Below are 25,497 nucleotides of genomic sequence, written 5' to 3' on the forward strand. Positions count from 1 at the left end.
CACTAACCTCTATTTACGTTCATGAAAAAATTACTGACCGTCATCATGGCTTGCATCATAAGCCTGGGAGCAACCGCCCAAATCTCGAAAGAAGCCTTCGGGAAATGGCATCAGAACAAGTATTCCATGTTCATCCACTTCGGCCTTTATTCCGAACTGGGAGGCGTATGGGAAGGCAAACCCGTCACCCGGGGATACAGTGAACAGATACAGTCGTTTGCCGGCATCTTCAGTGACTGGTATGGAGATACCGCCTTACGGTTCAATCCTACCCTGTTCGATGCAGACGCTATCGTGTCACTGGCCAAAGAAGCCGGTATGCGCTCCATCGTCATTACCACCAAGCACCACGACGGTTTCTGTATGTTCCGTACAGCCACCACCGACTATAATTCATACGATGCCACCCCCGGCAAACGCGACTTCGTAAAAGAGATGGCGGAAGCTTGCAAACGCGGCGGAATCAACTTCGGCATCTATTTCTCACTGATAGACTGGCATTTTCCGCAAGCCTATCCCATCTCCAGCCACAACTGTGATTTCATCACCCCACAGCATCACGAATTCACCAAAGCCCAAGTGACCGAACTGCTGACCCACTACGGTCCCATCTCCGAACTTTGGTTTGACATGGGTTCCAACACTCCTGAACAAAGCAAGGAACTGTATCAACTGGTGCACAGATTGCAACCGGACTGTATGGTAAGCGGCCGGCTGGGCAATGATCAGTATGACTTCAGTGTCATGGCAGACAACACATACCCCGAAGGCTCCCTGCAGACCGCATGGCAAACAGCCGCATCCATGTTCGATGAAACCTGGAGCTACCGTTCCTGGCAGAAAAGAGGGGACGTCCACACCAAAGCGATGGAAAAACTGCGCAGCCTGATCAATGTGGTTTCCCACGGTGGAAACTTCCTGCTGAACATCGGCCCCAAAGGCGACGGTTCCGTAGTTCCCTTTGAAAGGGAAGTGCTGAAAGAAATCGGTGCCTGGTTACAGAAAAACGGTGAAGCCATCTATGGCACGGAAGCCTCTCCTTTCCGCGAGCAATTCGACTGGGGAACCATTACCCGCAAAGGCAATAACCTCTACCTCATCTTATCGGGCAGCCGCCCTGCCGATGGCAAAATCACGTTGAACGTGCCGGGATGCAAACTGCAAAAAGCAGACATAGAAGCGATTCAGAAAGGGCAGGACCTGATCTTCACACTGCCCGCCGACGCATACGGCAAAGACATCCAAGTGATTTGCGCCACGTTCGACCAACCGGTGGAACCGCAACCTATGGCTGCACAGCGCACTCCTAATTATAGTTATTCCTGCTTCGATTATTACAGCAACTACCGAAGTACGGTAAGCTATCAATGGAGCATCAACAAATCCAACCTCAATGCACTGGAATTTACCTATACCCCGCAGGAGGCCGGCAAGGAATTACTGGTTGAAGTGGACGGAACGCCTTATACAATAACTCTTGACGCAGGCAAGGCACAAGCTTTGAACCTATCTTCCAAGACCGTATGGGGGCAACGTTACCTCTGCGGACCGGGCAGCGGATTGTTCGACGCTCCTGCCACCATCCATACCGATCCGGACAAAGCACCGGTAAGAAAAGGACAATGGAAAGAAGTGAATGAGGAAAAAGCCATGTTCCCCAGCAATATTCTGGAAAGTTATTTCCTGATGCAGCAGGTGGAATCGCCCAAAGCGCAGGATGTTTTAGTAGATGTAGGTGCCGGAAACGGTATCGAAGTCTATCTGAACGGCAAGTCGGTCATGAAACACCTCAACCCCTACCGCTGCAAGTTCCGTGAAGAGAAGGTGCTGCTGCCGCTTCAAAAAGGCCGTAACCAAATTGTGGTAAGAATGTACAACCGCTTCGAGAAAGAAACAGGCTACCTGCTTCGTCCGTCAGCGGAACAAGTTGTCTACAAGCAGAAATTCATTTTGCCACAAGTGGCAAAAGGGAAGCTTCATACGGTTGTGGTAAGACAGAACAATCTGCCATCCATCCATAAGGATACAGAATTATCCAATCTGAATGTAGAGGCAAGATAAAGCTTTGCTAGAAATAAAAAGAAGTCCCCCCCCGGATGTTTCTGTTATGAAATGTCCGGGGGAAGTAACCTGGCCGGCACATAATCAGTCCTGGTCCACACCGTTCTGATATCATGCTTTCTTCCTGTCCGCTTGATAATTCAGAATCACCCCTAACACTATCAGCACGGAAAGTACCATCCATGCAACATTCAGAAAGATCCCTCTCCATTCCTGCCGGGTGATGAACTGTGAATACAAAGGCCGTATAACCGGAGCTTGAGGATGATGAAGCTTGCAACGGGAGCGGTCAATCGCTTTCTGGTAATCATCCAAATCAAAAGTACAACGCTCATAACATAGAACGGGTTGTCCTTTCTCATGCCTCACCGGAACCACCCATGCCTTAACTTCCCGCTCCTCATACTTATGGCGGGGCAATGAATCGGTAAATGCAGGAGCTACAGAAAAATGATATTGTTTCTGTTCCTTACGATAGCGGTGTCTGCCCATACTTCGCGTCACCTCACGAGTGACAGTCACACTGCTCTTTCTGGCATAATCCACTTCAAGAGTATCGAAAGTGAAATACAGGGCATTGTTCTCCGGATTATACAAATCGGTAACAGCATGATAACACACCACCTCGTCCGCCGAATGAAACAGCCAGTTCTGCAAAGGAATAGTGAAAGCCACACTTGCAACCGCCATTAATATAAGGAAAGGGACTTTCCATCTTGAAGCAACCATAAAAGCTCCCCCGGCAAGAGTGAGTAACGGAGGGAAAGCATACGTCGCAATTTGTAACCAACCACCCGGATTAAAACCCAGGGTAACGGTGAACAAAATTCCCACAAAAGAAGGAATGAAAAGTAACAGTAACAGCTTTACAACCCAATTTTTCATATTCAATATTAGTTTTATCCTGCCAAAGATAGCAATATAATTCTTGTTGTCTAAATCAAATTAGTAAATATTTTATCTCTACAACAAGACTAGGATTCATGAAACTGACAGGGAAAAAACAATAAGATAAGACCGATAAAAAAATCAGCTGTAAAGGAGGAAATTTCCACCCTTACAGCTGATAACTTTATCTAATCTTACTATTCAGACTTTCTTCCGCCTGTAACTACATCTCTGCAAACAAGGGGAAAATATTTATTCGGCAATCGTCACATTCGTCACCCTTTCCAGCCAGAAGCGGTTCCGGTTAGGATGGAACGGTTTGTATTCCGTATTCAACTTAATGGTGTTATTGCGGAAGACCAACCCATCGACAGACTTGGCATAAAGAATAGGAGCGTCGAAGGTTTCAAACTCATTGTCTTCAATCACAATGCCACCCTCGGGTCCGCCGTGGAAATATTGCTGCTGTCCCTTCAGGTCGGGAATCTCCGGATAGATGGAGATAACCGCATTGGTAAACTGGAACAGATTAGTCAGCGCGTTTACAAAACGGTTCTTACGGATAATGACATGACGGCAGGCACCGGTCTCAAACCAACCGTTGCAATCGCCGCAAAGCAGAATAGCAGCTCCCGAAGTATGGTCAAACAAGTTATTCTCGACGATAGTCTTGCGCGGGGTACTGAACAAAGAACCGCGTGCACGGTTATTACGGATCACATTACCGGAAAACAAAACTTCAGGAGTCCATGTGAGGTTCTCTATTCCGAAACCACTTTGTTCATTAATTACCTGGTCTACCGGTTCCTGAAACGTAATCAGGAACTCTCGCGCGCCTTCGGTCTGTTCTTTGTCATAAGGACGGATAGAAGTGATCTTATTCTGTTTTCCGACCAGTTCCATCGTATTCGAACGGATAAACTGCACCTCATCACCCGGGCATCCCCACTCGAATCCCCACGACTGACCATGCATATAGCGGCCCACCAAGGTACGGTCGTCCACCCGTTTCACCACTTTCAAATAAGTGCCATGTACATTGATGGCATCATCCATCATCCCCTCATACAACCCGTTGCAAGACACAATCTTACCCTTACAACCGGAAAAATGGGTCGCATCTGCCTGCGTGGTAAAATAACGCGGATCGGCATCCCCTTTCAAACATACGCCAAATTTCTCAAGTGTAATATTTTCACAAAGCTGTGCCAACAATCCCATGCCTTCCGCATAATGTACCTTCACATTCTCAATCGTTGTATTGACATCATGGGAAAGGAATATACCGGGTGTGGGACGTCCCCAGCCACGCATGGCCACCACTGTCCCCGGCACCAGGCGGGCATCTTTCCACCCCGGAGCATGGATACGGCGCGGAGCCACCTCACTGGCTCCTTTCGTCGGACAACCTATGTCACTGGTATTGTAAACCAGATGTTTGGTATCCCCGTCAAAAGCAATTCCCCACGAGTGTCTCATGGTCCATCCTTCACCATAAGCCTCGAATATGGAATCTTTAGCAATGCGATAATCGACCCACGGAGCCGGTTCAAAAACAATTCCATCCTGCGGATCGTTTTCTACGATCTTCACCTGGGCAATATGGGGGTTCTCGAAATCGATGCTGAAGTTCTTTAACAGACAGTTCTCTGAACGCAACAAGGAAACAGGCAACATCCTGCCGTGAAATACAAATTTGGAACCTTGCCCGTCTAATGTCAGATTCTTCATGTCCTCTAATGCGATACCTACTTTCTTGGGATTCGTTTGGTCGTGATTGGAAATATAATACTCGCGCACAGCGGCTCCTTTTTCATGAAATTCATAACGCCCTTCGGGAAAACGGAGGATTACCTTCTCACCTTCCTTATATTCCGCCTTTATCTTGGCAAGCGCTTTTTGAAGAACCGGAGAGGCATTTTTACTGCTATTGGCTTTCAGACCGAAAGCAGAGATTTCATAGACTTTCTGAGCAGAAAGAGTGGTGCACGATAACACCAGACTCAATGATAAAACAGATAATAATTTCATTTTCAGTTAGAATTAAGAATTAATCGTATTGAAGTTTAAAGATACAGTGAAAGGAAATAGCCCAATCTATTAATCAGATTTGTTTAAATTCTTTTAACATAGACTTGAAACAAAACACAAGCATGAAAAAGGCTTGAAAGCAACCTCTTTCTACTGGCAAACAAAAAGGAAATGCAGCCCCAGCTGCACTCCCCCTTTCCTTATCCTTGTTACTATTTTTAAATAGAATGTTATAAAATTATTTTAGAAAGTGTCATGATATCCTTTCACCTTGTTCCAAGCATCCGCACCACCCGTTCTCCACTTTGGAGCAGATGCAGTCATATAAACCGCATCCCCCTTGGGCACAGATGCTTAAGAACAACATAAACTCGATACACTTCACTTAAATGCTACATTATTTGTCAGCTTCCGCCGCCCATTCTTTGGCTCCCTGTTCTTTCAGTTTAGCGGTGAATGCTTTGGCTTTTTCCATACTTGCCTGTTCTTCTTCCGGGCTTGCATAAGCATGCTTGTAGCCTTTCACCACGTTCCATTCTCCACGAGTGAAGTCGGGGAATTCTACAGCAGCGCAGTTATTGTCCATAGATATCTCACCCAGTTCGGCCAGTGCGCACCACTCGGCAAGGTCATACACATCCATATCCAGAGGCAGACCATTCTGCAAACAATATACCAGACGGCTGTCCATGATAAAGTCCATACCCCCGTGTCCGCCTACCTCTTTGGCTATTTCACCATACTTCTTCAGAATAGGGTGCTGGTATTTCTCAACCAAAGCATCCATTTCAGCTTGTGGCAGGAATCCGTGTGAGCTGAGATTGTCCACCTTGGGTTGTACTCCTGAAGCACTCAGCTGATCAGCTCCCAATGCGTAGCCTTCTGTAGGATATTTGTTGGCGAACCCTTTCACGCCTGTCAATTGATACAAACGGTTATAGGGTTGCGGAGTCATTACATTGTGTTGTATTTCGATCACTTTACCGTTTTCGGTACGAATCATAGTCGTAGTGTGATCTCCATTACGGAAATTAGTGCATTCTGAACCTGTTTTGGCTTCTACCAATCCTTTTCCTACTACTGATTTGGTATCCATGGCAGTCAGTGTCTTCATACGGTCGCCACGGTGAATATCCAAAACTTGTGCCACAGGGCCAAGGCCGTGTGTAGCATACACATCGCCACGATGACGCATATTGAATTCCAGACGCCAGCCCAGTTTGTCGTTTTCACCGTTTTTCCAGTAATAATCCCAGAAATCGCTGAGGTTGTGGATGTAAGCTCCTTGTGCACGGATTACCTCACCGAACACACCGTTCTGCGCCATGTTCAGCGTATTCATCTCAAACCAGTCATAGCAGCAGTTTTCCAGAATGAAGCAGTGCTTGCGTGTTGTCTCGCTCAAGTTGACAAGATCCCAGCATTCCTGCAGGTTCATGGCAGAAGGTACCTCGATGGCTACGTGCTTGCCGTTCTCCAATGCGCATTTGGCAATGGGGAAGTGGTGCAACCAGTCTGCGGCGATATATACCAAATCAATATCATCACGTTTACAAAGTTCCTCGTAACCTGTCTCACCCGAGTAGATTGCCGCTTTCGGCATAGAAGCTTTCTTTAAAATGTTCTGGCATGCTTCCGCACGTTTAGGGTCATAATCACAAAACGCCACGATTTGGGTGCCGGGAATATGGGTGAAACGCGATACAGCTCCGGGACCACGCATTCCCAAGCCAACAAAGCCTACACGCACCACCTCCATTTTAGGAGCAGTAAGTCCGATCACGCTTTTTTGTCCGGCAGGACGTTCGGGGCTTTTTACAACAATAGTTCCCTCGTTCCACTCCCATTGCGTACCTTTATCGGTCGTATGGACAGTAGGAGCCTGAGGTGAACATGCACTCAGCACAACACATGCGCCGGCTACGAGTAATAGTTTGATTTTTTTCATGATAATTGTTTTATAAATAAATAATAAATGAATCGGTTTATGCACGAACACATAATAAATACGCCTATAAAGGACCTTTCCCCCCCTAGTGGAAGTGATTTTTTTAGAATCCATGTATTTCCATTCATTGTCATTCAGAAGGATAAACAAAGGCTTGCTGTCCATTGGACATGGAAAAACAAGCCTTTTTCATTGTTTATTCAAAAAAGTTGAAGAAAAGAAGAATCATCAGTATCCAGGGTTCTGGTCATCTTTCAACAGCGGATTCACGTCCATGGCAGAAGTCGGAATAGGCATCAGGAGCAAACGATCTCCCCATACTTTATCTATTACAACATATTTTTGCCATTCTTTTTTCACCGGATCAAATCCTCCACAAGGTGCTGTACTTTCGCCATTCATCGCCTCACGACAATATTCCAATCCGTAACGACGTATATCATCGTAACGATGACCTTCGGCTGCCAGCTCAATACGACGCTCATTGCGTACCAACTCAAGAGCCGCATCTTTTGACAGACTGTTCGGGACATTGGGCATACCGCAACGGTCGCGCAAATCATTCAAAGCATGCTGAACTTTTTCATCCCAACCATTATTTTGTACACGAGCTTCAGCATAAGTCAACAAAACCTCAGCATAGCGAATGATCGGATAATCCTCCACACTCTGCCAACCTTGATAAGGAGTAAGAGAAACCAACTTACGGTAATTATATCCGGTCCAAGATTCATTTCCATCTGATCCGGCTTTCAAAGGATCCCACATATAATAGAAATCACCGGAGAAGTCCGTTTCCTGCCATCCTTTCAATGGAAATAAAATAGAAGCATACAAACGGCTGTCACGATTACGGAACTCCTGCATATAAGGGATTGACTTGATGTCCAATGTAGGCACCTTTTCACGGAACACTGCCGGAGCAACCGATTTATAAGTTTCTCCCACCGGCTCTGCAAAATACTTCATCCACATATCGGCAAAACGTGCACGTCTGGTTTCTTCGGAAGGAATTTCAGGAAGAGTTTTTCCATCAATGCTCCAATAGGCATCCACCAGATCCTGCATGGGCTCAAAAGAAGAGTATCCAGATCCCATCTGACTGGGACGAATATATGTATAACGAGTCCAATCACAGTTATTATCATCTGCCATGTATTCACGTGTCAGGATATATTCAGGATTACCCGGATTGGCATTCTCTTTGTGCCACAAGGTTTCATAACTGAACAATCCTTTTACAAACTTGTCTTTGTCAATACCCACTTCAGCAAAATCAATATATTTCTCCATTTCATCGGCTTCCTGCTGTTGTGCCGCATTCAAAGAAGTTACACGGAACAAGGAATGATGTCCTTCCGATATCACTTTGCCGGCAGAAGCCTCAGCCTCTGTATAGTTACCGAAATAAAGGGCAGCGCGGGCACGCAAAGCCAAAGCAGCGGCACGGGTAATACGGCTTGACTCATACAAATAACTGCCATCATATTCATCAGGAAGTATTTCGGCTATTTCATTCAGCTCGCTCAAAATAAAAGCCTGTACTTTTTCTGCCGGATCGCGTTTTGCATAAGGTGCATTATATTCGGGCACATCAGTAAAAAGATAGGCCTTGCCAAACTTCGTAGTCAGTTGTAAATACTGCCAGGCACGGAAGAAACGGGCTTCTGCCTTCATACGTTCCTTCAGTCCTTCACTGATATCACATTTATCTACATTGATGATAAAATTATTGGCTATGCGGACTGTACTATAACCATAACCAAAATCATTCCCTGCCGTGATACCATTGGTTTGTACCAACTCATAGGGACCTTCCCACGGTTTATGGCTATGCGCGTTATCGGTATACATTTCATCCCAGATATCCATGCCCGGGAGTTCTGCATACAACGCGTTCAATCCATTCCAAGCATCTTTCTCGTTTTTCCAGAAAGTCTCGGTAGATATATCAGAAGGTGGAACAACGTCCAAATCACATGAAACCATAGATGCACACAGCAGTGCAGAAAATGTGATATATTTAATGTTGAATTTCATAATTTTATTTTTTTGAATTAGAATGATACGTTAACACCAAAGGCTACAGATTTAGCACCAAAAGCACTGATACCACGTCCGGTAGAGGATTCGGGATCAAAGTCCTTCATGTCTTTGTCGGCACGGAAGGTAAACAAGTTCTCGCCGGTAAGGAAGAATTTAAGGGAAGACAATCCCCAACGAGTTACCGCATCCTTCGGAACCATATATCCCAGGCTGATGGTCTTAATACGGAAGTAATCGGCATCAAACAACTGGTAATCAGAGAAATGCTTATTATATTCATCATAGTAAGTACCTCCATACAAACGGGGACATGCTGCATTTGGATTCGGATTATCTTCATTCCAACGACTTAAATGATACTTTCTCGGATTAGAATTCAACATAAAGGCAAACACCTGTTCTGACTCAAAAGCCACACTGGTACCGGAAACGCCTTGGCCAAATGCCGACAATTCAAAATTCTTCCATTGCAAATTGATATTTATACCATAAGTAAAATCGGGTACATCTTTGCCAATAATAGTGCGGTCATCATCGGTAATGTCATCTCCCCATTCCACATTTTCACGCTGGGGTACATACTTAATGTCACCGGCATTAGGCTTGCGTCCGTATTTATAATAATGTCCCGCATCAATCTCTTCCTGGGTATACAATCCATCCGTTTCCAGGCCATAATAAGAACCGATGGCTTCTCCTTCTTTCAGAATATATCTGACTACATCTCCACCATTCTGTATCATATTGTCTGATCCGGCCAAGGTTACGATTTCATTGTTATTAGTAGCAATGTTACCACTTACAGAATAAGACAGGTCACCAATCTTATTGCGGTAGGTTGCTGCCAATTCAAAACCTGTATTACGGACTTTGGCCAAATTCATAACCGGTTTTGTCCAAATACCCGTTTCTGCCGGAACGTTATAGCCCAACAAGATATCTTTAGTGTTTTTGATATAATAATCGGCAGTCACACTTAGTTTATTATCGAACAAATCTACATCCAAACCGAAGTCCGCCAAAGCTACAGTCTCCCAACCCAAAGTCTTGTTAGTAATCTGCGCTTCAAGCACCCCCTTCACCGGCTCATCATTAAAATTATAATTTGCATTGCTGCTCAGCAATTCAAAATAGTCATAATATCCTACATTGTTGATATTACCCAACGTACCATACGAAGCTCTCAGTTTCAAGTTATTCAGCCAAGTTATCGGTTTCATGAACGATTCTTCGCTGATACGCCATCCGGCGGAGAAAGAAGGGAACCATCCCCAACGGTTGTCCTTATGGAAACGCGAGGAAGCATCAGCACGAAGATTGGCTTCAAACAAGTAACGGTCTTTATATGAATAGTTTATACGACCAAAGTAAGAAAGCATTTTGCTCTCCACAATACCACGTCCATCAGGTAAATCTTTTGAAATATTATTACCTTGTTCTATATCTTCCAGACCATCGCTTACAAAATCTGTTCGTTTACTATATAACCGTTCATACTTATAATGCTCATAGGATGTACCAACCAGAAAATTCACCGCATGTTGTCCCAGTTTCAAATCATACTTGGCAGTAAGAGTAGTCATCATATTGCTGTTGCTGATCCAATACATACTCATTGAGTTCGGACTACTGTTGCCCGTACCGGGAATTTCCTTTCCTGTTTCAAAATGTACTACTTCAGGATACTCAGCCGAATAACTCTTGCTTTTATATTCATAACGCTTATAATCCAATTGTCCCGAAATGACCAAGTTCTCAATAGGTTTCAAATCAAAACCCAAATCATACATGGTATTTTCCGTAGTACTTTTGCTCCAGTTGTCAAAACTAAGCGTACGGAGTGGATTACTATTCATAAAGGTTTGTGTTGCATCCTTACCTCCGGCTATACTACCCCATTCGCCATTAGACTGCTGAGCCACCATAATAGAAGGAACCAAAACAAAATTGGCAATCCATGGAGTGCCGTTTTTTGTATCAGAACTATTACGAATATACTTCACTCCGGTTTTCAAAGTCAGCCATTTGGTGACATCACTTTGAAGGTTAAGATTCAGATTATAACGATCGTCAGTAACCCCCGGCATGAAATTATCATTAAATACATAGCCCACACTGCTAAAGAAACGTACTTTCTCACTGCCTCCGCTAAAGTTCAAAGAATGTTGGGTAGTCAGCACATGTTTGTCCAATACCAGATCAGCCCAATTCGTATTTGGATAGTAATCGGGATTGCTGCCATCTCTAAACCATCCGATTTCTTCATTCGTATAAGCCTGATTTTTTCCTCCTGAAGGATTGGCGTTATATTTAGCTTCATTTAATAAGGTCGCATAATCCCATGAATCAAGGACATCCGGTAAATAAGTCGGAGTTTTGACTCCGACATATCCACTATAAGCCACATTCATTTTCTCTGCCTTTCCTCCTTTAGTCGTAACCAATACAACTCCATAGGCTGCACGAGAACCGTAAATGGCCGAGGAAGCAGCATCTTTCAAGAATGAAATTGACTCAATCGTGTTCGGATCAAGATTGGAAAATACCGTAGCATCTGCAATAGCACCATCGATCACGTATAATGGAGCAGAAGTTCCCAAGTTACCACGACCACGGAAATTAATAGAAGGTGTTGAACCCGGACGAGAAATAATAGTTACACCGGGAACGGTTCCTTGTACGGCAGACAAAACATTAGTCTGCACACGGTCTTTGATATCATCTGTACTGACAGAAGCAACAGCACCGGTCAAGTTTACTTTCTTTTGAGTACCGTAACCAATCACTACCACTTCATCCAGTGTTTTCGTGTCTTCTTTCAACGTTACATTATAAGAAGTAACTCCAGATTGCACTTTTACCACTTGAGGAAGATAGCCGATATAGCTAATCTGCAATTCATTACCCGAGACTGTCAATGTAAAGTTACCATCGAAATCGGTAATCGTACCATTGGTCGGAGCCCCTTTCTCTACTACAGAAGCACCGATGATAGGCTCTCCCAAAGCATCTTTCACACAACCGGTCACTTTCTTTGCCTGCTGCTGTTGTTGTTTTTCTACAGCAGCCACGGCATTCGCCTTTGACACAATGATCTGATTATTTACTATCTTATAAGTATAACCAGAATTTTTAAACATCTGGGCCAAGACTTGTTCAATAGTAGCATTCTGAGCCTTTACTGAAACCTTTTTGTCCAGTTTGATCTGATTGTCATTATAGAAAAAAGTATAGTCACTTTGTCCTTCCACTTCCTGCATAATCGTATGCATGGAAACATTTGACTTATTCAATGAGATGGTACCAGATTGGGCATTAACAGGTATTGCACAAACAGCACACGCCACTAAGGCACAAAAAAGTTGCCTTTTTACTTTTTGCGGATAAAATAACCGCTGGTTCGTTTTTTTCATAAATACATAATTCTTTATTAGACTAAAATCAACATGATTTTCAAAATACAGTGATAGAGGCTATGGATAGTCAAGCCTGTCTACAGTAGTTTTCACAATTGTTTTTCATACTATCATTTTTATAATTACTATTTCATTTCTTCTATGATATAATGATCATTACTTATTAATCTATAATTTAACGGCGCACTGTGTGAAATATAATTCAAAATCAAATCCAATGATTCGCTGTGCATCGTAAAAGTAAAGCGATAATGTCTGGCAATATGGGGGGCACATTCAATCTTTTGCCCATACCATTTTTCCAACCGTTCCAAAATCATCTCTAATGTCTCATTTTTAAAGCTCATTCTTTTTCCTTGCCGCCAAGATGAATAAGCATCCGCGTCAATAGTAGTGAGACTAATGCCATCAGTCTTGCTATATGTCAACTTTTCGTTCGGTTTCAAAACATAACTTCCGCCTTTCTGTTGATTACTTTCAAGCACTTCCACTTTTACTTTTCCAGTCAACAATATCGTTTCGCCCTCCTCATCACCATCATAACTAAACACTTCAAAAGAAGTACCCAACACAGTCACATCCATTTTCTGGGTTTTTACAACAAAAGGGTGTGTTTTATCAGGCGTCACTTCAAAAAAGGCTTGTCCCGAAAGCTGTACTTCCCTTTTCTCCCCAGAAAACTCTTTTGGATAAGTAAGCCGGCTGCCTGCATTCAACATAACCTTTGTACCATCAGCCAATCTCACGGAATCCATTGATTGGTATCCGGTATTCACTACATATATAATTTCTTCACCACTATTTTTCATCAACAACAAAGCTGAAAGCACCATACATACTGCAATCATCGCAGCCATTCCATATTTATAAAAGGATTTATTTATAAAAGAAAACCTCCGCCCTCTTACTTTCTTCATAATACCATTCAGTATCTTTTCTTCCCTCACCAAATCCACTGCCTCTTCGGACATTTCTTCCCATTGTCTATGAAAAGTATCATTTACATATTCATAGTTATTCAATGCCGCACGCTCCTCCGGACTTAAAGAGCATTTGCTTTCAAACAGCTTTTTTATAATATCTTCGTTCTTTGTTTTCATCCTTTATTTGATACCCTACGGAAATTCATCCATAAATTTCCCCTGTACTTACTATAAATACACGCCAAAAAAGACATACCCCCAATGCAAGGATACATTTTTGCTAAAAAAAAATAAACTATGATTATTTAAAAGATAAAAATCAGATAAAGCATAATGTTCTTCTTTAAGAACTTAATTGCTTCATTAATATGTCGTTCTACTGTTTTCTCACTGATATTCAACCGAGTAGCAATTTCTTTGTAGGTCAGATGTTCATCACGACTCATCTTAAAAACTTCTTGTTGACGAGGTGGCAACTCACCCACCATCCTTTTAATAAATTCTTTTAAATCGGCTGCGCTTAGCTCATCTTCCATATCATAATAATCCATTGCAGCACTCAACACCGTAAGTTTATAGGCATTCTCATTGAAACTTTTACGAAACTGATTAAAAATAAGATTGCGTGTAATAATAAAAAGATATCCCTTAAAATTATCATCCGCACGTAAAAAATCACGCGTCTCCCACACTTTCACAAACACTTCCTGCACCACTTCCTCAACTTCTGTTATGGAAGACAAATACAGACGAGAGAAATTATAAACTTTAGACCAATACAATCTATACAAAGTTGTAAATGCCTTTTCATCTCCATTTTTTAATAATATAATCAGTTCTTTTTCCGACATCGCATACAAAATCTGCACAAATATATTATTAATAGTTAAGAAAAGAAGCAATATTATCTTATTTTTTAAACAAAGAAAAAAAACATCATAGAAAGTCAGATTTCTACATTATGAAAAGCCACCCAATAAATCGGCGGAGAAAATCTGCAATCAATATAGCCAAAGAAAAGATGCAATCAAAAAAAGAATCTGTAAATGCTGACTTCCCAACAGCACCTACAGATTCTTATTCATTTTATTCTTGCAGAACGAACACGTTCTTTATTTCTCCAATGCTTTCATTAATTCTTTTTTTACGGTATCCACCCCCGGAAAACCGGTGTGTTTTTGAATAACAGCCCCCTCCTTATCAACAATAATATAAGTCGGAACACCCTGTATGCTGAACTGCTTGCTCAAGTAATTCCATTGAGCCGCCGTTACCCGGTAATGCTCTCCATGAATATCCGGAATCATGTTATCCCACGTTTCCTTGGGCGAGTTCTCTCCGGCAATAAAAACATATACAATATCTTTACCTTCAAGATCTTTCTTCATCGGTTTCATCTGTTTCATAGCCATTTTGCAAGGACCGCACCAAGTTGCCCAGAAATCAACCAAAATCACCTTACCCTTAAATTTAGAAATGATGGAATAAAATAAATCTTCATCTTTTACTTCTCCGGATTCATTAACGTTATAACCTTTCTTTTTCTTATTAGCTTCAATCGTTTCCAAAAGACGATTGTTCATCCTTGTCAGTCTGCTGAGATAATAAGGGTCATTCATCTTCTGTATCTCCCCAAAGTCTTGCATAGTCAATGGAGTAAAGTCACTGATTTTCTGAGCATATCTCATCATTTTCTGCAAGTCGAAAAAAAGTCCTTGATCTGTACCCAAATATCCGGCTATTACCTTTTTTAAAATATAGTCTTGCTGCATGGAAATGAATTCCTTAAACAAGGAATCATATTTAATCCGCAGTTCCCCCATTTTCTCCTGATGAGCTGGTGATTTTCCGGCATCTGCATCTGCTTTGAACTCACGTATTATCTTAGCATCTTCGGCAGAAACTTTATCGGAAGAGAGAATGAACGCAAATATATCACTCAACTGATCATCCATCTTCACCCTTATATAGCCCATCCCTCTTACCAAATCAGCATAACTATTGGTATAAAGCATGGCAGGCGAGTTCAGTACATTTAACTGCCGGATATAATCATAGAAATCATCGCTCAATTCCGGTTGTTTAAACTTTTGATAAGCTTCACGAGCCGGTAATCCGCAGCACTGCACATAAGCATAGGCCAAATTAGAGGTTACACGGGTCAACGTCAATGTACAAAGCAAATCATTCTGAGCCGATAAAAGATCCCGGTATGCGCGACTTCTTTTCTGATTGGAACGAATAGCGGATTGGGTTTCTTCATGTTTTTTCAACCAATAAGCTTTATACTGACCGGCAGTCATATTGTATAAGTCATTCATGTTCCAATAAACCATCCCCCATACATCCATCAAATGTTCATCATCGGTTATCATTTCATCATTCAGAGCTGCCATGGTACCTGAAAAATAAACTTTCTTTCCATCAGCACGCTTGTTTTTCAACAACTTACTTTCAGAACGGCTCCACTCACGCAAGTTGACAGTCATATCCAATACACCATCAGGAACCAGAAAAACATCAAAGTGAATGTCACGCCCCACTGAAAAGCTGACCGTAGTCGGAGCATAAAGTTCCACCTCTGCCCGAAAAGTTCCATCTTCGTTCACTTTGATCTCAGTATCCTCGGACCTTGCCGTCAGCAAATCACAAATCCTGCAAGACAAAGGAAGTGCATAATACTTCTTATAGTCTAACAAACGTCCGGTTATCACTGATTTGCCATCCTTCAATTCAGCCTTAGGTAATGGTTCATCGTAATTCAAATTCTGTTTCTTCACTTTTTCCGGCACATCCAATTCCGGCAATTTACCATCCAGATGGATTCCCCATACCTTGAAACAGTCCTCACAATCGCTCTCAATGAAATCAATTACTTGCACTGTGGGAGGCAATAACGGAAAAATAAGACTGAAAGAAGCCTCGCCACTATCGGGCATCCAGAATTTTTCACCCAAAGTGATTCCATTACCGGAACGAATCGGATACTTCTCTCCGTTATCGGCCAACAAATAACTTTCATTACTGATCTGAATCCAATTACGGGGACGAAAAAAAGCCCTCACATCCAGTACAGTTGCCGTATCTGAAACCACCACTCTGTCAATCTCAATAGTAGAAGAATTACGGGCGATGAAAGGCGGTTGTTTAACCACCCTGTCTTTTGCCTGCAAAAGACAACAACTCACCATAGCAAGCAATAAAATACCAAACTGTTTCATTATATCTTTTATTAAGAACACTCTTACTTGTTTTCCAATTCCTTATCCAAAGCCTCCTTCACCCCTTCGTATTCCTTATGTATATCCGCGAGCCAAAGTAATACCATCAAGTTTTACTTCGCATGGTGAAGCGCCAGCGTGTCTTTTTTCTCTGCAGGAACAGACTTTATCGGAATATCCCCTCTAAAGAAACCTTCCTCCTTTATTTTCTTGATTCGTTTCCACGCCTGCTGGTAAAGTGTTATGCGGTCTTCCGCCGGATTTCCGTTCTCATCCAAAGCATAACGCTGGTCTTCGGGAACGGCAGCCATGTATTTCTCATAATAGCGGATGGCATTCTTCGCATCTTCTTTCCAATCATAAAGCCGGGCTATTCTATAAAGAATGGAGTTTTTCTTTGTATACGTATACAATTTCTCCAATGTAGCCACCTCCTTTACCGCATCTCCCGCATAGCCGTAACATTCGGCCAGCCCGTCATAAAGACGCACCATCATACTATCAGAAGGGACCGCTATGCGGAATGCCTCCTCCATATATTCCGCACCTTCCTTTTTCCATGACGTACGTGCTGAAGCTTTTGCCAGATAATAGAGCACATTCACATCCATCGGATTTTTCTGATAGGCTTCCTTCAGATTATCGTATGCACCATAAAACCAGTTGTCGCCATAATGAGACACGCCCAAATAATAAAGAGTGAGGAAACTGCGGTCGCCCAGTCCTTTTAGTGACTCATAGCGTTTTACCGCCGTGCCGTACTCCTTCAACATACAGTAGGCTTTCGCATTCTGGCGGTTTACATCTATATGAGTCGTATCGGACAGGCGATAACGCTCCGTCACATCAATGGCATCTTTAAACTGCCGGTTGTTATTAAAAATGCCGGCAATGCGTGCCACTGTCTGGGCGTCCAGCGAGTCACGCCGATAAGCTATGTTATAACTTAGGAAAGCACTGGCGGCATCCTGCAATCCCTCGTATGCCTGTCCCAAGTATTTATATCCTGTCGCCGACAAAGAGTCGCGTTCCAACCAGCCGTGACAAGCAGTACGCGCTTCTTCATAATTTTCGGAAGCTAATAAAGAGCGTATGAATTGCAACCGGAAATATTTATTTTCCGGTTGCAGATTCATTGCCTTCTGATAACAGTCGGCCGCCCGACGTGAGTTACCAGTCAATTTGTAACACTCGGCAAGGTCGATCAAAACTTTCGTGTTTGTGCTGTCTTTCAAAATAAGAGAGTTCAATACCCCTATAGCCTGCGGATAACGATTCATCGCTTTCAGCGCCTGAGCTTTAGTAACCAACAGTAAGGAATCCTCGCAATCGGGCTCAATCAGCGTAATTACCGTCTCATAATCATAGTTATCCATCGCCCGAAGAATTTCATTATTTACCTGGGCAAACAAGGAGACAGGAATTATACATAGCAGAAGTGTTACAAATGTCTTCATATCCTGATTTATTTTTGTTTTTTGGTGGTAATCAATATAACGCCATTCTTTCCTTCGCTCTCATATAATTTTACAGCTTCACTATCTTTCAATATGGAAATAGATTCAATAGTAGAAGCATCCATCTTCCCCATTTGCTCATAAGGAACTTTGTTACCATCAATGATAAGTAACGGTTTATCTTTCACATCCTCCAAAGAAAGGCTCCCTTTATAAAAATGCACCGAATTATTACGCATAGCAGCACTATCCATTTTCAACACGATGCGATGCGTATCATCCGCTCCAGCCGGTCTATCTAATCTGAAAGTGACCGGTACTGTATATTTCACACGAACAGCCTGTCCCTTCTGCATACCCGGTTTCCATTTCGGCATAATGGAAATAACCCGGACAGCCTCACCGTCCAAATCCGGATCAATACTCCTGACAACCTTCGGATTGGATACACTTCCATCTTTTTCCACTACAAATTGCACAATCACTTTTCCTTGCACACCCGCTTGCTGAGACTGCACAGGATATTTAATATTCTTACCTAGGAACTTCAAACATTCCGCCATACCTCCCGGAAACTCGGGCATCACTTCTACCACTTGAAAAACCGGATTTGCATCCGAGGCTTCCATAGCGCCATAGCCTACTACAACCACCTCATCTTTTCCTACCTGGCCTTCCCCCTGCAAATACACTTTTAAAGTTTTTTTCTCTGCAATAAGATCCTCCGTGACAACCAGTTCTTCCGTTTTCACATCAATGTATGAAATACGCAAAGTGGCACCGGCAGGCATTGAGATGACAAAATTCCCGTCCAAATCGGTTATAGTACCTGAAGTAGTGCCTTTTACGATCACATTCGCACCCACAATCGGACGATTTGTACCCTTCTCCAGTACCTGCCCCTGTACTTTTATTTCCTTGGCAGGATGATTTTCGGTACTTTTAACCTCTTCGGTTTTCATAATTGCTGTCAAATCATTAACTTTGACGGCTGAAATCTCATCTAACTCACTAGAGATTTCGGGACGGGCGAAGGCTGCCACGGCAATGGCCGCCAACGGGAGTACATAGAGGTACTTCAACCGTGCCCACGGATTTGATTTCTTTTTTAACATCATAGTAATACGTTTTTTTAGTGAACTGTGATTAAAGCTGTTGGCCATAGAGTAGAGCCTTGTGCCGACAGCTTTTTTAATTAATAATAATTGATATTTCTTTGCATCGATGCCTTGTAAGATCACGCTTTCGTCTGCTTCGAACTCGTGTATATTCTGCAATTCCTGTTTCAAAAGCCAGGAAGCAGGGTTGAACCATTGGAAAAAGATACAGATATCCGCTATCAGCAAATCGATGGAATGTCTCTTCCTTATATGAGCATATTCATGCGTCAGTATTTCCTCCCCGTTCTCCTTAAGGTCTTTCTCAGAGATTACTACAAACTTCATCCAGCTGAACGGAGCTATTTCTTTTTGATGGGTAATCAGTGTGATACCATTTTCCCTACGGACAAGGGTGCTGCCCTTTATCAGCCTCAGCATACGGCTCAGTGACCATACATTACGTAAAAAGAAAAATACAATGCCCAATAGATAAGCCATCAGCAGCCCTTCACACCACGTAATGGCAGATACGGGAGCAGTTTCTACAGTGGCAGTCTGATTGAGATCAGCCACAAGCAGCAGTTCTTCCCAAGTCAGCAACTGCTGGCTGACTTCCATCGGTTCTTTCATGGTCACTTCAGCAAGGGGAATGACACAAGACAATATCAGTATTCCCAACAAGGCAATACGATTGAAACGATGGAATGTCTCACGGCTCAGCAACAGACGGTAAAATAAATAGAATACCGCCAGGCAGACTGCCGACTTTACAATATATACGAAAAATGCTCCCATAGTATGTACCTTTAGTTATTCTCTTTATCCGGATTATTCATGTGCCTTTTCCACATCCCGGATAAGCTGTTTCAATTCATCCAGCGAAATCTCCTCCTCCTTCACCAGCGAAGAAACCGCTCCTAAATAAGAGTTATTGAAGTATTTACTGATAACCCCTTTCAATGTCTTCTTCTTAAAATCGTCACGGCTTACCACGGCATAATATTGATAGGTATTTCCAAATGCTTCATGACTAAGAAACCCCTTCTCCTCCAATCCTCTCACAATGGTGGACAGGGTATTGAAGTGCGGACGCGGCTCATCATAAAAATCAAGTAACTGTTTCACAAATAATGGGCCTTTTTCCCAAAAATAACCCATAATCTCTTCTTCCTTTGCTGTCAACGTTTTCATAATCTTTCTTTTGATTATCACAAAGAACTAAAACTTTTAGTTATTAAACTAATTTTCATAGTTAAAGTAAACTAAAAGCTTTAGTTACCTGCTGTAAAACAGTATATCCCGTTTTCACCAGTAGGTGAAAACGGGATATACTTATCATAAATAGTCTACCTATAAGAAGACTACAGATCTCTATATACTTCCCCGAACAATCTATTATTCGTCAATGATCGGTTTATTCTCCGTCAGTCTTTTCAGGCGGAGAAGTGCCTCCATATAATAATAATCAGCATAAATGATGGATGCATCAATCTCTGATCCGGCAGGCAAGTGTCCTGTGGAATGAAGCAGGAAAGCAAGTTTACTTTTACCACACTGGTATTTGTCGGAATTCAGGCTGGTCAGCATTTTTACAGCCGCCTGTTTATATTCCAATGCTTTTTCAGCCGGCAGATAACCGGACAACTCTAATAAAGCAGAAGCTACCACACAAGCGGCAGAAGCATCCCGGGGAGCATCGGGAATGGACGGATCATTAAAATCCCAATAGGGAACATAGTCTTCGGGCAGATTTTTCAGATATACATCCGTTACCTTTTGTACAAAATCAAGGTAACGGACATCTTTTGTTTCCCGATAAACGACTGTATAACCATAGATTGCCCATGCCTGACCACGAGCCCACATACTGTCATCCGAATAACCTTGATGGGTCACTCCCTTGATAAATTCACCTGTCAGGGTATCATACACTGCTACATGATAAGAGGTATAATCCGGACGAAAATGATATTTCATCGTCTTATCCGCATGAGCCACGGCAATGTCAAACAAATAAGGATTACCTCCATTCTTCGCTGCCCAAAAAAGCATTTCCAGATTAATCATATTGTCCATGATGGTATTGTGACCACCAAACATTTCCACATTGCGAGGCCATGAAAGCATAGTACCCACACAGGGATTGAACAATGCTGATAACGAATCAGCCGTATTGATGATGACTTGCTTATATTCCGGACTACCGGTCAGACGATAACCGTTACCATAGCTGCAAAAGACCAAAAAACCCAAATCATGATCGTATGCAGGAATCTCCGAAAGAAATTTCAAAGAAGCAGTAAACTTTTCGGCCTCTTCCTTTATTTTCGGATCTTGTGTATATTCATAATCATACCACAAGATGCCCGGCCAGAAACCTCCGCACCATTCTTCCTTACTCACTTTACGATAGTTCCAGTCATACTGGCCATCCATTATGTTACGAGGCATCATAGTGTAATCCACCTCCCGCCCTTTTCCATGCATAACCTCCAAAGTACGATGTACCTGGCGATCACAATATTCCAAAGCCCTGTCCACCTCCAGTTTGTTGTCCACTTCGGTACAGGCTGAAAGCAGACATAACCCTATACCTACTAATAGATTTTTTGTATTCATAATTATCCTTTCTTTTTTACTTCTTGATGCGGAACCAATCGGCATCTGCCCAACCTCTTTCCTTGCCATAAGGAGCTGTGCTGAATAATCCTACTTTCGCTCCTATCCACTTACCCTGACGAGCGGTAAAAGGCACTCCGGCCGATGTATATTTCCTGCCGTCCAGACTGTAGCTGAAATAACAGATACCTCCCTTAGTTACTTTCACCTGCAAATAAATATCACGCTCATAATTGGGATAGCGCCCGGCTCCGAACCGACGGCTTACAGGTAATTCCGCAAGACGGGTCACTGTTTCAGGAGTCCGTTGCTCCGCATCCTTGCAGACCACTTGATTCAATATAAACTTATCACCTTCTTTTACTACACCCAGATAGCCATAATCCCACCCCATCACTATCAGTCCGGACTGCTGTCCGTCCGCTTTCGCCGAAACTTTCAGTTTGGCAGTCGCCGTAAATTCTTCGGCAGGGAATTTTTGTAACAAGAGATTCGGCACCTCCCAGAAGTTCACAAAATCCTTGGACAAAATATGTCCATATATACGAATGTAACCCAAATCAGAGGTAAAGCCAAACGTATCCTGGTAATTGGCATGCCATTCCCATTGCAAGCCCAATTGCCTTGTGTTGAATTCATCACTCTCAATCGGTGTCTCTATAGGATAAGTCCTGCCTACATCCGGCTTTTTATAGCGTTTTACAGGTTCACCACACCCATCTCCATCCTTGTCCACTCCAATTACGGGCCAATCATTTTCCCACTTCATAGGATTCAAGTGCAAAACTCTACCATACATCGCTTTATCTTGAAAATTGATAAACCAAGACTCGCCTGTACAAGTTTCCACCCATCCTCCCTGATGAGGACCATTTATGTCTGTATCCCCCTGAGCCATAACAATTTTCGATTCGTATGGACCATACACACTACGGGAACGAAGTGCCAACTGCCAACCTGTCACCACTCCTCCTGCAGGAGCCAAAATGTAGTAATATCCATTACGTTTGTAGAACTTAGGTCCCTCGATGGTGTGATTCACCCCATCATTACCATCAAAAACCAATACAGGTTCACTAATGACTTTTGTACCTTCCGCATTCATCTCACAAACCGTAATCACACTATTGAATGCGGCACGACTGCCCGCCCACGCATGTACCAGATACACTTTTCCATCCTCATCCCACAACGGAGTAGGATCTATCATTCCTTTCCCGGCCTTTACCAAGACCGGTTTTTCCCATTCACCCAGCGGATCTTTAGTCTTTACCATGAAAATACCCCAGTCGGGATCTCCCCAATAGATAAAAAACTCACCGTTGTGGTAACGGATAGAAGGTGCCCATACCCCTTTTCCATGTTGAGGAGCGTTAAAGAAGCCGGCCGGCTCTATCTCCTTCAAGGCATAGTTTGCCAAACGCCAGTTCACCAAATCCTTTGAATGAAGAATGGGCAATCCCGGGGCGCAGCCAAAACTGGAAGCGGTCATGTAAAAATCATCACCTACGGCACAAACATCCGGATCAGAGTAATCCGCATGAATAATCGGATTAATATACGTACCGTCCTTCTGATCGGATACCCATACCTTCGATACATACTGAGCATCTGCCTGTTGCCATGCACCACATATTAAAGCCGCTATAATCACTATCTTTTTCATTCTTACCTATTTAAAAATGCCCTGAAACAATCATTCTTACCTTAAAAAACGTACCCCATTAAACTTAAAAAAATCACCTAACCTTCATTTGTTAACCTAATCTGTTTATAATACGGACAAGAAAACCAATACACTCAACGAAAGTGGTTATTTTTATAATACTTGTCCTTTATACTTTTTATATTCTTTTATTTCCTGATCCGTCACTGGCACGAGTTGCATGGCTACACCGCCCCCAGGCTTCAATGCAAACTGCATGATTTGAGAAGAATCCACCAACAGACGGGTACATTTCACCTGAGTACGGGTCTTTATCTTATCTCCCCCATCCGTATAAATACGGGCCAGATAGGTCTTTCCCTTATCTAAAAATGAAAGATTTACCGATTGAGCAGAACCTTCATTATTAGTCAAAGCTCCTACAAACCACTCATTACCCTTGCGACGCGCCATAGTTATATGCTTACCCGGAGCACCTTCTAATACTTTTGTATCATCAAATACGGTTTGCAGATTCTCGAACCATTCTATTTCGGGCTCCCCTTGATAGAATGCAGGGCGGTCATACCAGAAGATCGTTTGTAAAGGACTGTAAAAAATCAATGAAGCCGCCAACTGATGAGCATGGGTGTTCTTCAGGCGTTTGTCGAAATAACAGATGGTATAATCCGCCGCTCCATTAATCATACGGGTAAAAGGCAGAATCGTATTATGCGTAGCGTCGGGAAATTCCTCATTCCCCCGGATCCCTTCCTGAGTGAGCAAGTTAGGATAAGTACGGCTGAAACCGGATGGACGGAACTCATCATGAATATTAATCAACAATTTGTTTTCGGCAGCCAAACGAACCATATCATGCAGCCAAGTAGCCCAACGATGACTGGCATACTGTACGAAACCGGATTTCACACCTACAACTCCCCACTTATGCAACAATGGAAAAAGCTCACGCATCTGTTTCATCAGGGCATGCTGATTGACATACACCCATACACCTACCCCTTTTTCTTTACCGTATGCAATGACACGCGGCATGTCCAGTTTGGAAACCACCTTTGTGGCATCTCCGTCATGAGAAGTACAAGGCATATACCATTGCCAGTCGAACAACATATAAGGAATATGATGGGCGGCACAGAAATCAATTGTGGCTATGGCCCCTTCGGTGGTAATAGTCGTTTCACGCATAATCTTTCCGGGCCTGATCCAGTCCGTATCGGTTATCTCACAAGGAGGATTCAGATTCTGGATGATATCATTGTGTTCCAGCAATTCTCCCGGTTTATCGGCTGCCATGATAACTTTCCATGGGGTGGCGTAATAAGTGACAATATCCACAGGACTGTACATGACCGAAGTCAGTGTATTCTGTTTAGTCGGAGAAGCTACAAATTTAGTAAGACACCAGTCATCTACATCGGCATCAGTCAAAGCCACCCACAGCCCGTTGGAAAGTTCCACAGTCAAAGCCCGTTCCACCGGCTGTTTAATATCGTTAATGGCAAGGTGCTCAAAAGGCGCTTGCGCCCATTGCTCCGCCCACGCCATCGCACCGGGGGAAAATGTATATTCAGTCAGATCCCCCACCACTTTATGAAAAATGGCCTGTGGATGTTCAGGAAAAAAATAACGGAAAGCGATGCCTTCATCGTACGCGCGCACTTCAATATTCAAACGATAATTGGAACCGTCTTTTTTGGAAAGATACATGGTTGCCTCATTATACGCCTCGCGAACCGTACTACGTTCTCCATACAGAGGATGCCAAGACTTGTTGACAGCAGGCTGATAGATCACACTATCCACCTCCAAATTATCCATCCAACATTTTACTTGATTTATTTTACGGGCAAGCGCCAGTTCCCAAGTACGGTTATCCAGCTGAAGACCGGCACGGGAGTTTCCGATAACCTCTCTGCCTCTATACTTTACCTGATATATTATTTCATTTACCGAAGAAGAAATTTTCTCCTGCCTGAACATGACTTCATGAACTCCCTCCGGGGACGTCAATTTCAATTCTTTAGAATGACCTGCATAAAGCGAAGCCGTACAGGTCAACGCACATGCTATGAGTATTATTTTTTTCATAATGATTACTTTTTAATTAGTAGTACGGAT

The 25,497-nt window shown here is 42.9% G+C and carries 15 protein-coding genes; 1 reads left to right on the forward strand and 14 read right to left on the reverse strand.

Annotation, left to right across the window (positions count from 1 at the left end):
• The first annotated feature begins 21 nt into the window (after positions 1-21).
• The gene (locus ACYQ0C_RS16050; RefSeq protein WP_016275570.1) at positions 22-2,061 is read left to right on the forward strand and encodes an alpha-L-fucosidase; all 2,040 of its coding nucleotides are present in this window, start codon (positions 22-24) and stop codon (positions 2,059-2,061) included.
• Positions 2,062-2,172: 111 nt separating this feature from the next.
• Here ACYQ0C_RS16050 and ACYQ0C_RS16055 read toward each other — a convergent pair whose 3' ends face one another.
• The 14 genes from ACYQ0C_RS16055 to ACYQ0C_RS16120 all read right to left on the reverse strand — a co-directional run bounded on the left by ACYQ0C_RS16055 (position 2,173) and on the right by ACYQ0C_RS16120 (position 25,467).
• Positions 2,173-2,946: a hypothetical protein gene (locus ACYQ0C_RS16055; protein WP_016275569.1), complete on the reverse strand. Its 774-nt coding sequence runs from the start codon at positions 2,944-2,946 to the stop codon at positions 2,173-2,175.
• A 255-nt stretch (positions 2,947-3,201) separates the two neighbouring features.
• Entirely contained in the window at positions 3,202-4,980 is a 1,779-nt protein-coding gene (locus ACYQ0C_RS16060; protein WP_016275568.1) for a right-handed parallel beta-helix repeat-containing protein, read from the reverse strand.
• A 397-nt stretch (positions 4,981-5,377) separates the two neighbouring features.
• Entirely contained in the window at positions 5,378-6,928 is a 1,551-nt protein-coding gene (locus tag ACYQ0C_RS16065; RefSeq protein ID WP_016275567.1) for a Gfo/Idh/MocA family protein, read from the reverse strand.
• A 228-nt stretch (positions 6,929-7,156) separates the two neighbouring features.
• Positions 7,157-8,968: a RagB/SusD family nutrient uptake outer membrane protein gene (locus ACYQ0C_RS16070; protein WP_016275565.1), complete on the reverse strand. Its 1,812-nt coding sequence runs from the start codon at positions 8,966-8,968 to the stop codon at positions 7,157-7,159.
• 17 nt (positions 8,969-8,985) lie between these two features.
• Positions 8,986-12,387, reverse strand: coding sequence for a TonB-dependent receptor (locus tag ACYQ0C_RS16075; RefSeq protein WP_016275564.1), 3,402 nt, complete (start codon positions 12,385-12,387; stop codon positions 8,986-8,988).
• A gap of 128 nt (positions 12,388-12,515) precedes the next feature.
• Positions 12,516-13,490: a FecR family protein gene (locus tag ACYQ0C_RS16080; protein WP_016275563.1), complete on the reverse strand. Its 975-nt coding sequence runs from the start codon at positions 13,488-13,490 to the stop codon at positions 12,516-12,518.
• Between the two features lie 128 nt (positions 13,491-13,618).
• Positions 13,619-14,164 (reverse strand): RNA polymerase sigma-70 factor, encoded by a 546-nt coding sequence (locus tag ACYQ0C_RS16085; protein ID WP_005843052.1) that lies wholly within the window; start codon positions 14,162-14,164, stop codon positions 13,619-13,621.
• Positions 14,165-14,425: 261 nt separating this feature from the next.
• Positions 14,426-16,534, reverse strand: coding sequence for a TlpA family protein disulfide reductase (locus ACYQ0C_RS16090; RefSeq protein ID WP_016275562.1), 2,109 nt, complete (start codon positions 16,532-16,534; stop codon positions 14,426-14,428).
• A gap of 113 nt (positions 16,535-16,647) precedes the next feature.
• On the reverse strand, positions 16,648-17,991 hold the full coding sequence (locus tag ACYQ0C_RS16095) for a tetratricopeptide repeat protein (RefSeq protein ID WP_016275561.1): 1,344 nt from the start codon (positions 17,989-17,991) through the stop codon (positions 16,648-16,650).
• A gap of 8 nt (positions 17,992-17,999) precedes the next feature.
• Positions 18,000-19,886: a M56 family metallopeptidase gene (locus ACYQ0C_RS16100; RefSeq protein WP_016275560.1), complete on the reverse strand. Its 1,887-nt coding sequence runs from the start codon at positions 19,884-19,886 to the stop codon at positions 18,000-18,002.
• Between the two features lie 33 nt (positions 19,887-19,919).
• Complete coding sequence (locus tag ACYQ0C_RS16105) at positions 19,920-20,282, reverse strand: BlaI/MecI/CopY family transcriptional regulator (protein WP_025019748.1); 363 nt, start codon at positions 20,280-20,282, stop codon at positions 19,920-19,922.
• Positions 20,283-20,486: 204 nt separating this feature from the next.
• Positions 20,487-21,710: a glycoside hydrolase family 88 protein gene (locus ACYQ0C_RS16110; protein ID WP_016275558.1), complete on the reverse strand. Its 1,224-nt coding sequence runs from the start codon at positions 21,708-21,710 to the stop codon at positions 20,487-20,489.
• A gap of 16 nt (positions 21,711-21,726) precedes the next feature.
• Positions 21,727-23,376, reverse strand: a complete 1,650-nt coding sequence (locus tag ACYQ0C_RS16115; protein ID WP_016275557.1) for a glycoside hydrolase family 43 protein — start codon at positions 23,374-23,376, stop codon at positions 21,727-21,729.
• A gap of 153 nt (positions 23,377-23,529) precedes the next feature.
• Positions 23,530-25,467 carry a glycoside hydrolase family 97 protein gene (locus ACYQ0C_RS16120; protein ID WP_016275556.1) on the reverse strand — a complete coding sequence of 646 codons (1,938 nt, stop codon included), beginning with the start codon at positions 25,465-25,467 and terminating at the stop codon, positions 23,530-23,532.
• Positions 25,468-25,497 lie beyond the last annotated feature (30 nt).

Source organism: Phocaeicola sartorii JCM 17136 = DSM 21941, from assembly GCF_054653615.1.

What these genes read in the sequence shown, in the direction of transcription:
- ACYQ0C_RS16050 (WP_016275570.1), top strand. Translation starts at nt 22, where the DNA reads ATGAAAAAATTACTGACCGTCATCATGGCTTGCATCATAAGCCTGGGA.
- ACYQ0C_RS16055 (WP_016275569.1), bottom strand. Translation starts at nt 2,946, where the DNA reads ATGAAAAATTGGGTTGTAAAGCTGTTACTGTTACTTTTCATTCCTTCT.
- ACYQ0C_RS16060 (WP_016275568.1), bottom strand. Translation starts at nt 4,980, where the DNA reads ATGAAATTATTATCTGTTTTATCATTGAGTCTGGTGTTATCGTGCACC.
- ACYQ0C_RS16065 (WP_016275567.1), bottom strand. Translation starts at nt 6,928, where the DNA reads ATGAAAAAAATCAAACTATTACTCGTAGCCGGCGCATGTGTTGTGCTG.
- ACYQ0C_RS16070 (WP_016275565.1), bottom strand. Translation starts at nt 8,968, where the DNA reads ATGAAATTCAACATTAAATATATCACATTTTCTGCACTGCTGTGTGCA.
- ACYQ0C_RS16075 (WP_016275564.1), bottom strand. Translation starts at nt 12,387, where the DNA reads ATGAAAAAAACGAACCAGCGGTTATTTTATCCGCAAAAAGTAAAAAGG.
- ACYQ0C_RS16080 (WP_016275563.1), bottom strand. Translation starts at nt 13,490, where the DNA reads ATGAAAACAAAGAACGAAGATATTATAAAAAAGCTGTTTGAAAGCAAA.
- ACYQ0C_RS16085 (WP_005843052.1), bottom strand. Translation starts at nt 14,164, where the DNA reads ATGTCGGAAAAAGAACTGATTATATTATTAAAAAATGGAGATGAAAAG.
- ACYQ0C_RS16090 (WP_016275562.1), bottom strand. Translation starts at nt 16,534, where the DNA reads ATGAAACAGTTTGGTATTTTATTGCTTGCTATGGTGAGTTGTTGTCTT.
- ACYQ0C_RS16095 (WP_016275561.1), bottom strand. Translation starts at nt 17,991, where the DNA reads ATGAAGACATTTGTAACACTTCTGCTATGTATAATTCCTGTCTCCTTG.
- ACYQ0C_RS16100 (WP_016275560.1), bottom strand. Translation starts at nt 19,886, where the DNA reads ATGGGAGCATTTTTCGTATATATTGTAAAGTCGGCAGTCTGCCTGGCG.
- ACYQ0C_RS16105 (WP_025019748.1), bottom strand. Translation starts at nt 20,282, where the DNA reads ATGAAAACGTTGACAGCAAAGGAAGAAGAGATTATGGGTTATTTTTGG.
- ACYQ0C_RS16110 (WP_016275558.1), bottom strand. Translation starts at nt 21,710, where the DNA reads ATGAATACAAAAAATCTATTAGTAGGTATAGGGTTATGTCTGCTTTCA.
- ACYQ0C_RS16115 (WP_016275557.1), bottom strand. Translation starts at nt 23,376, where the DNA reads ATGAAAAAGATAGTGATTATAGCGGCTTTAATATGTGGTGCATGGCAA.
- ACYQ0C_RS16120 (WP_016275556.1), bottom strand. Translation starts at nt 25,467, where the DNA reads ATGAAAAAAATAATACTCATAGCATGTGCGTTGACCTGTACGGCTTCG.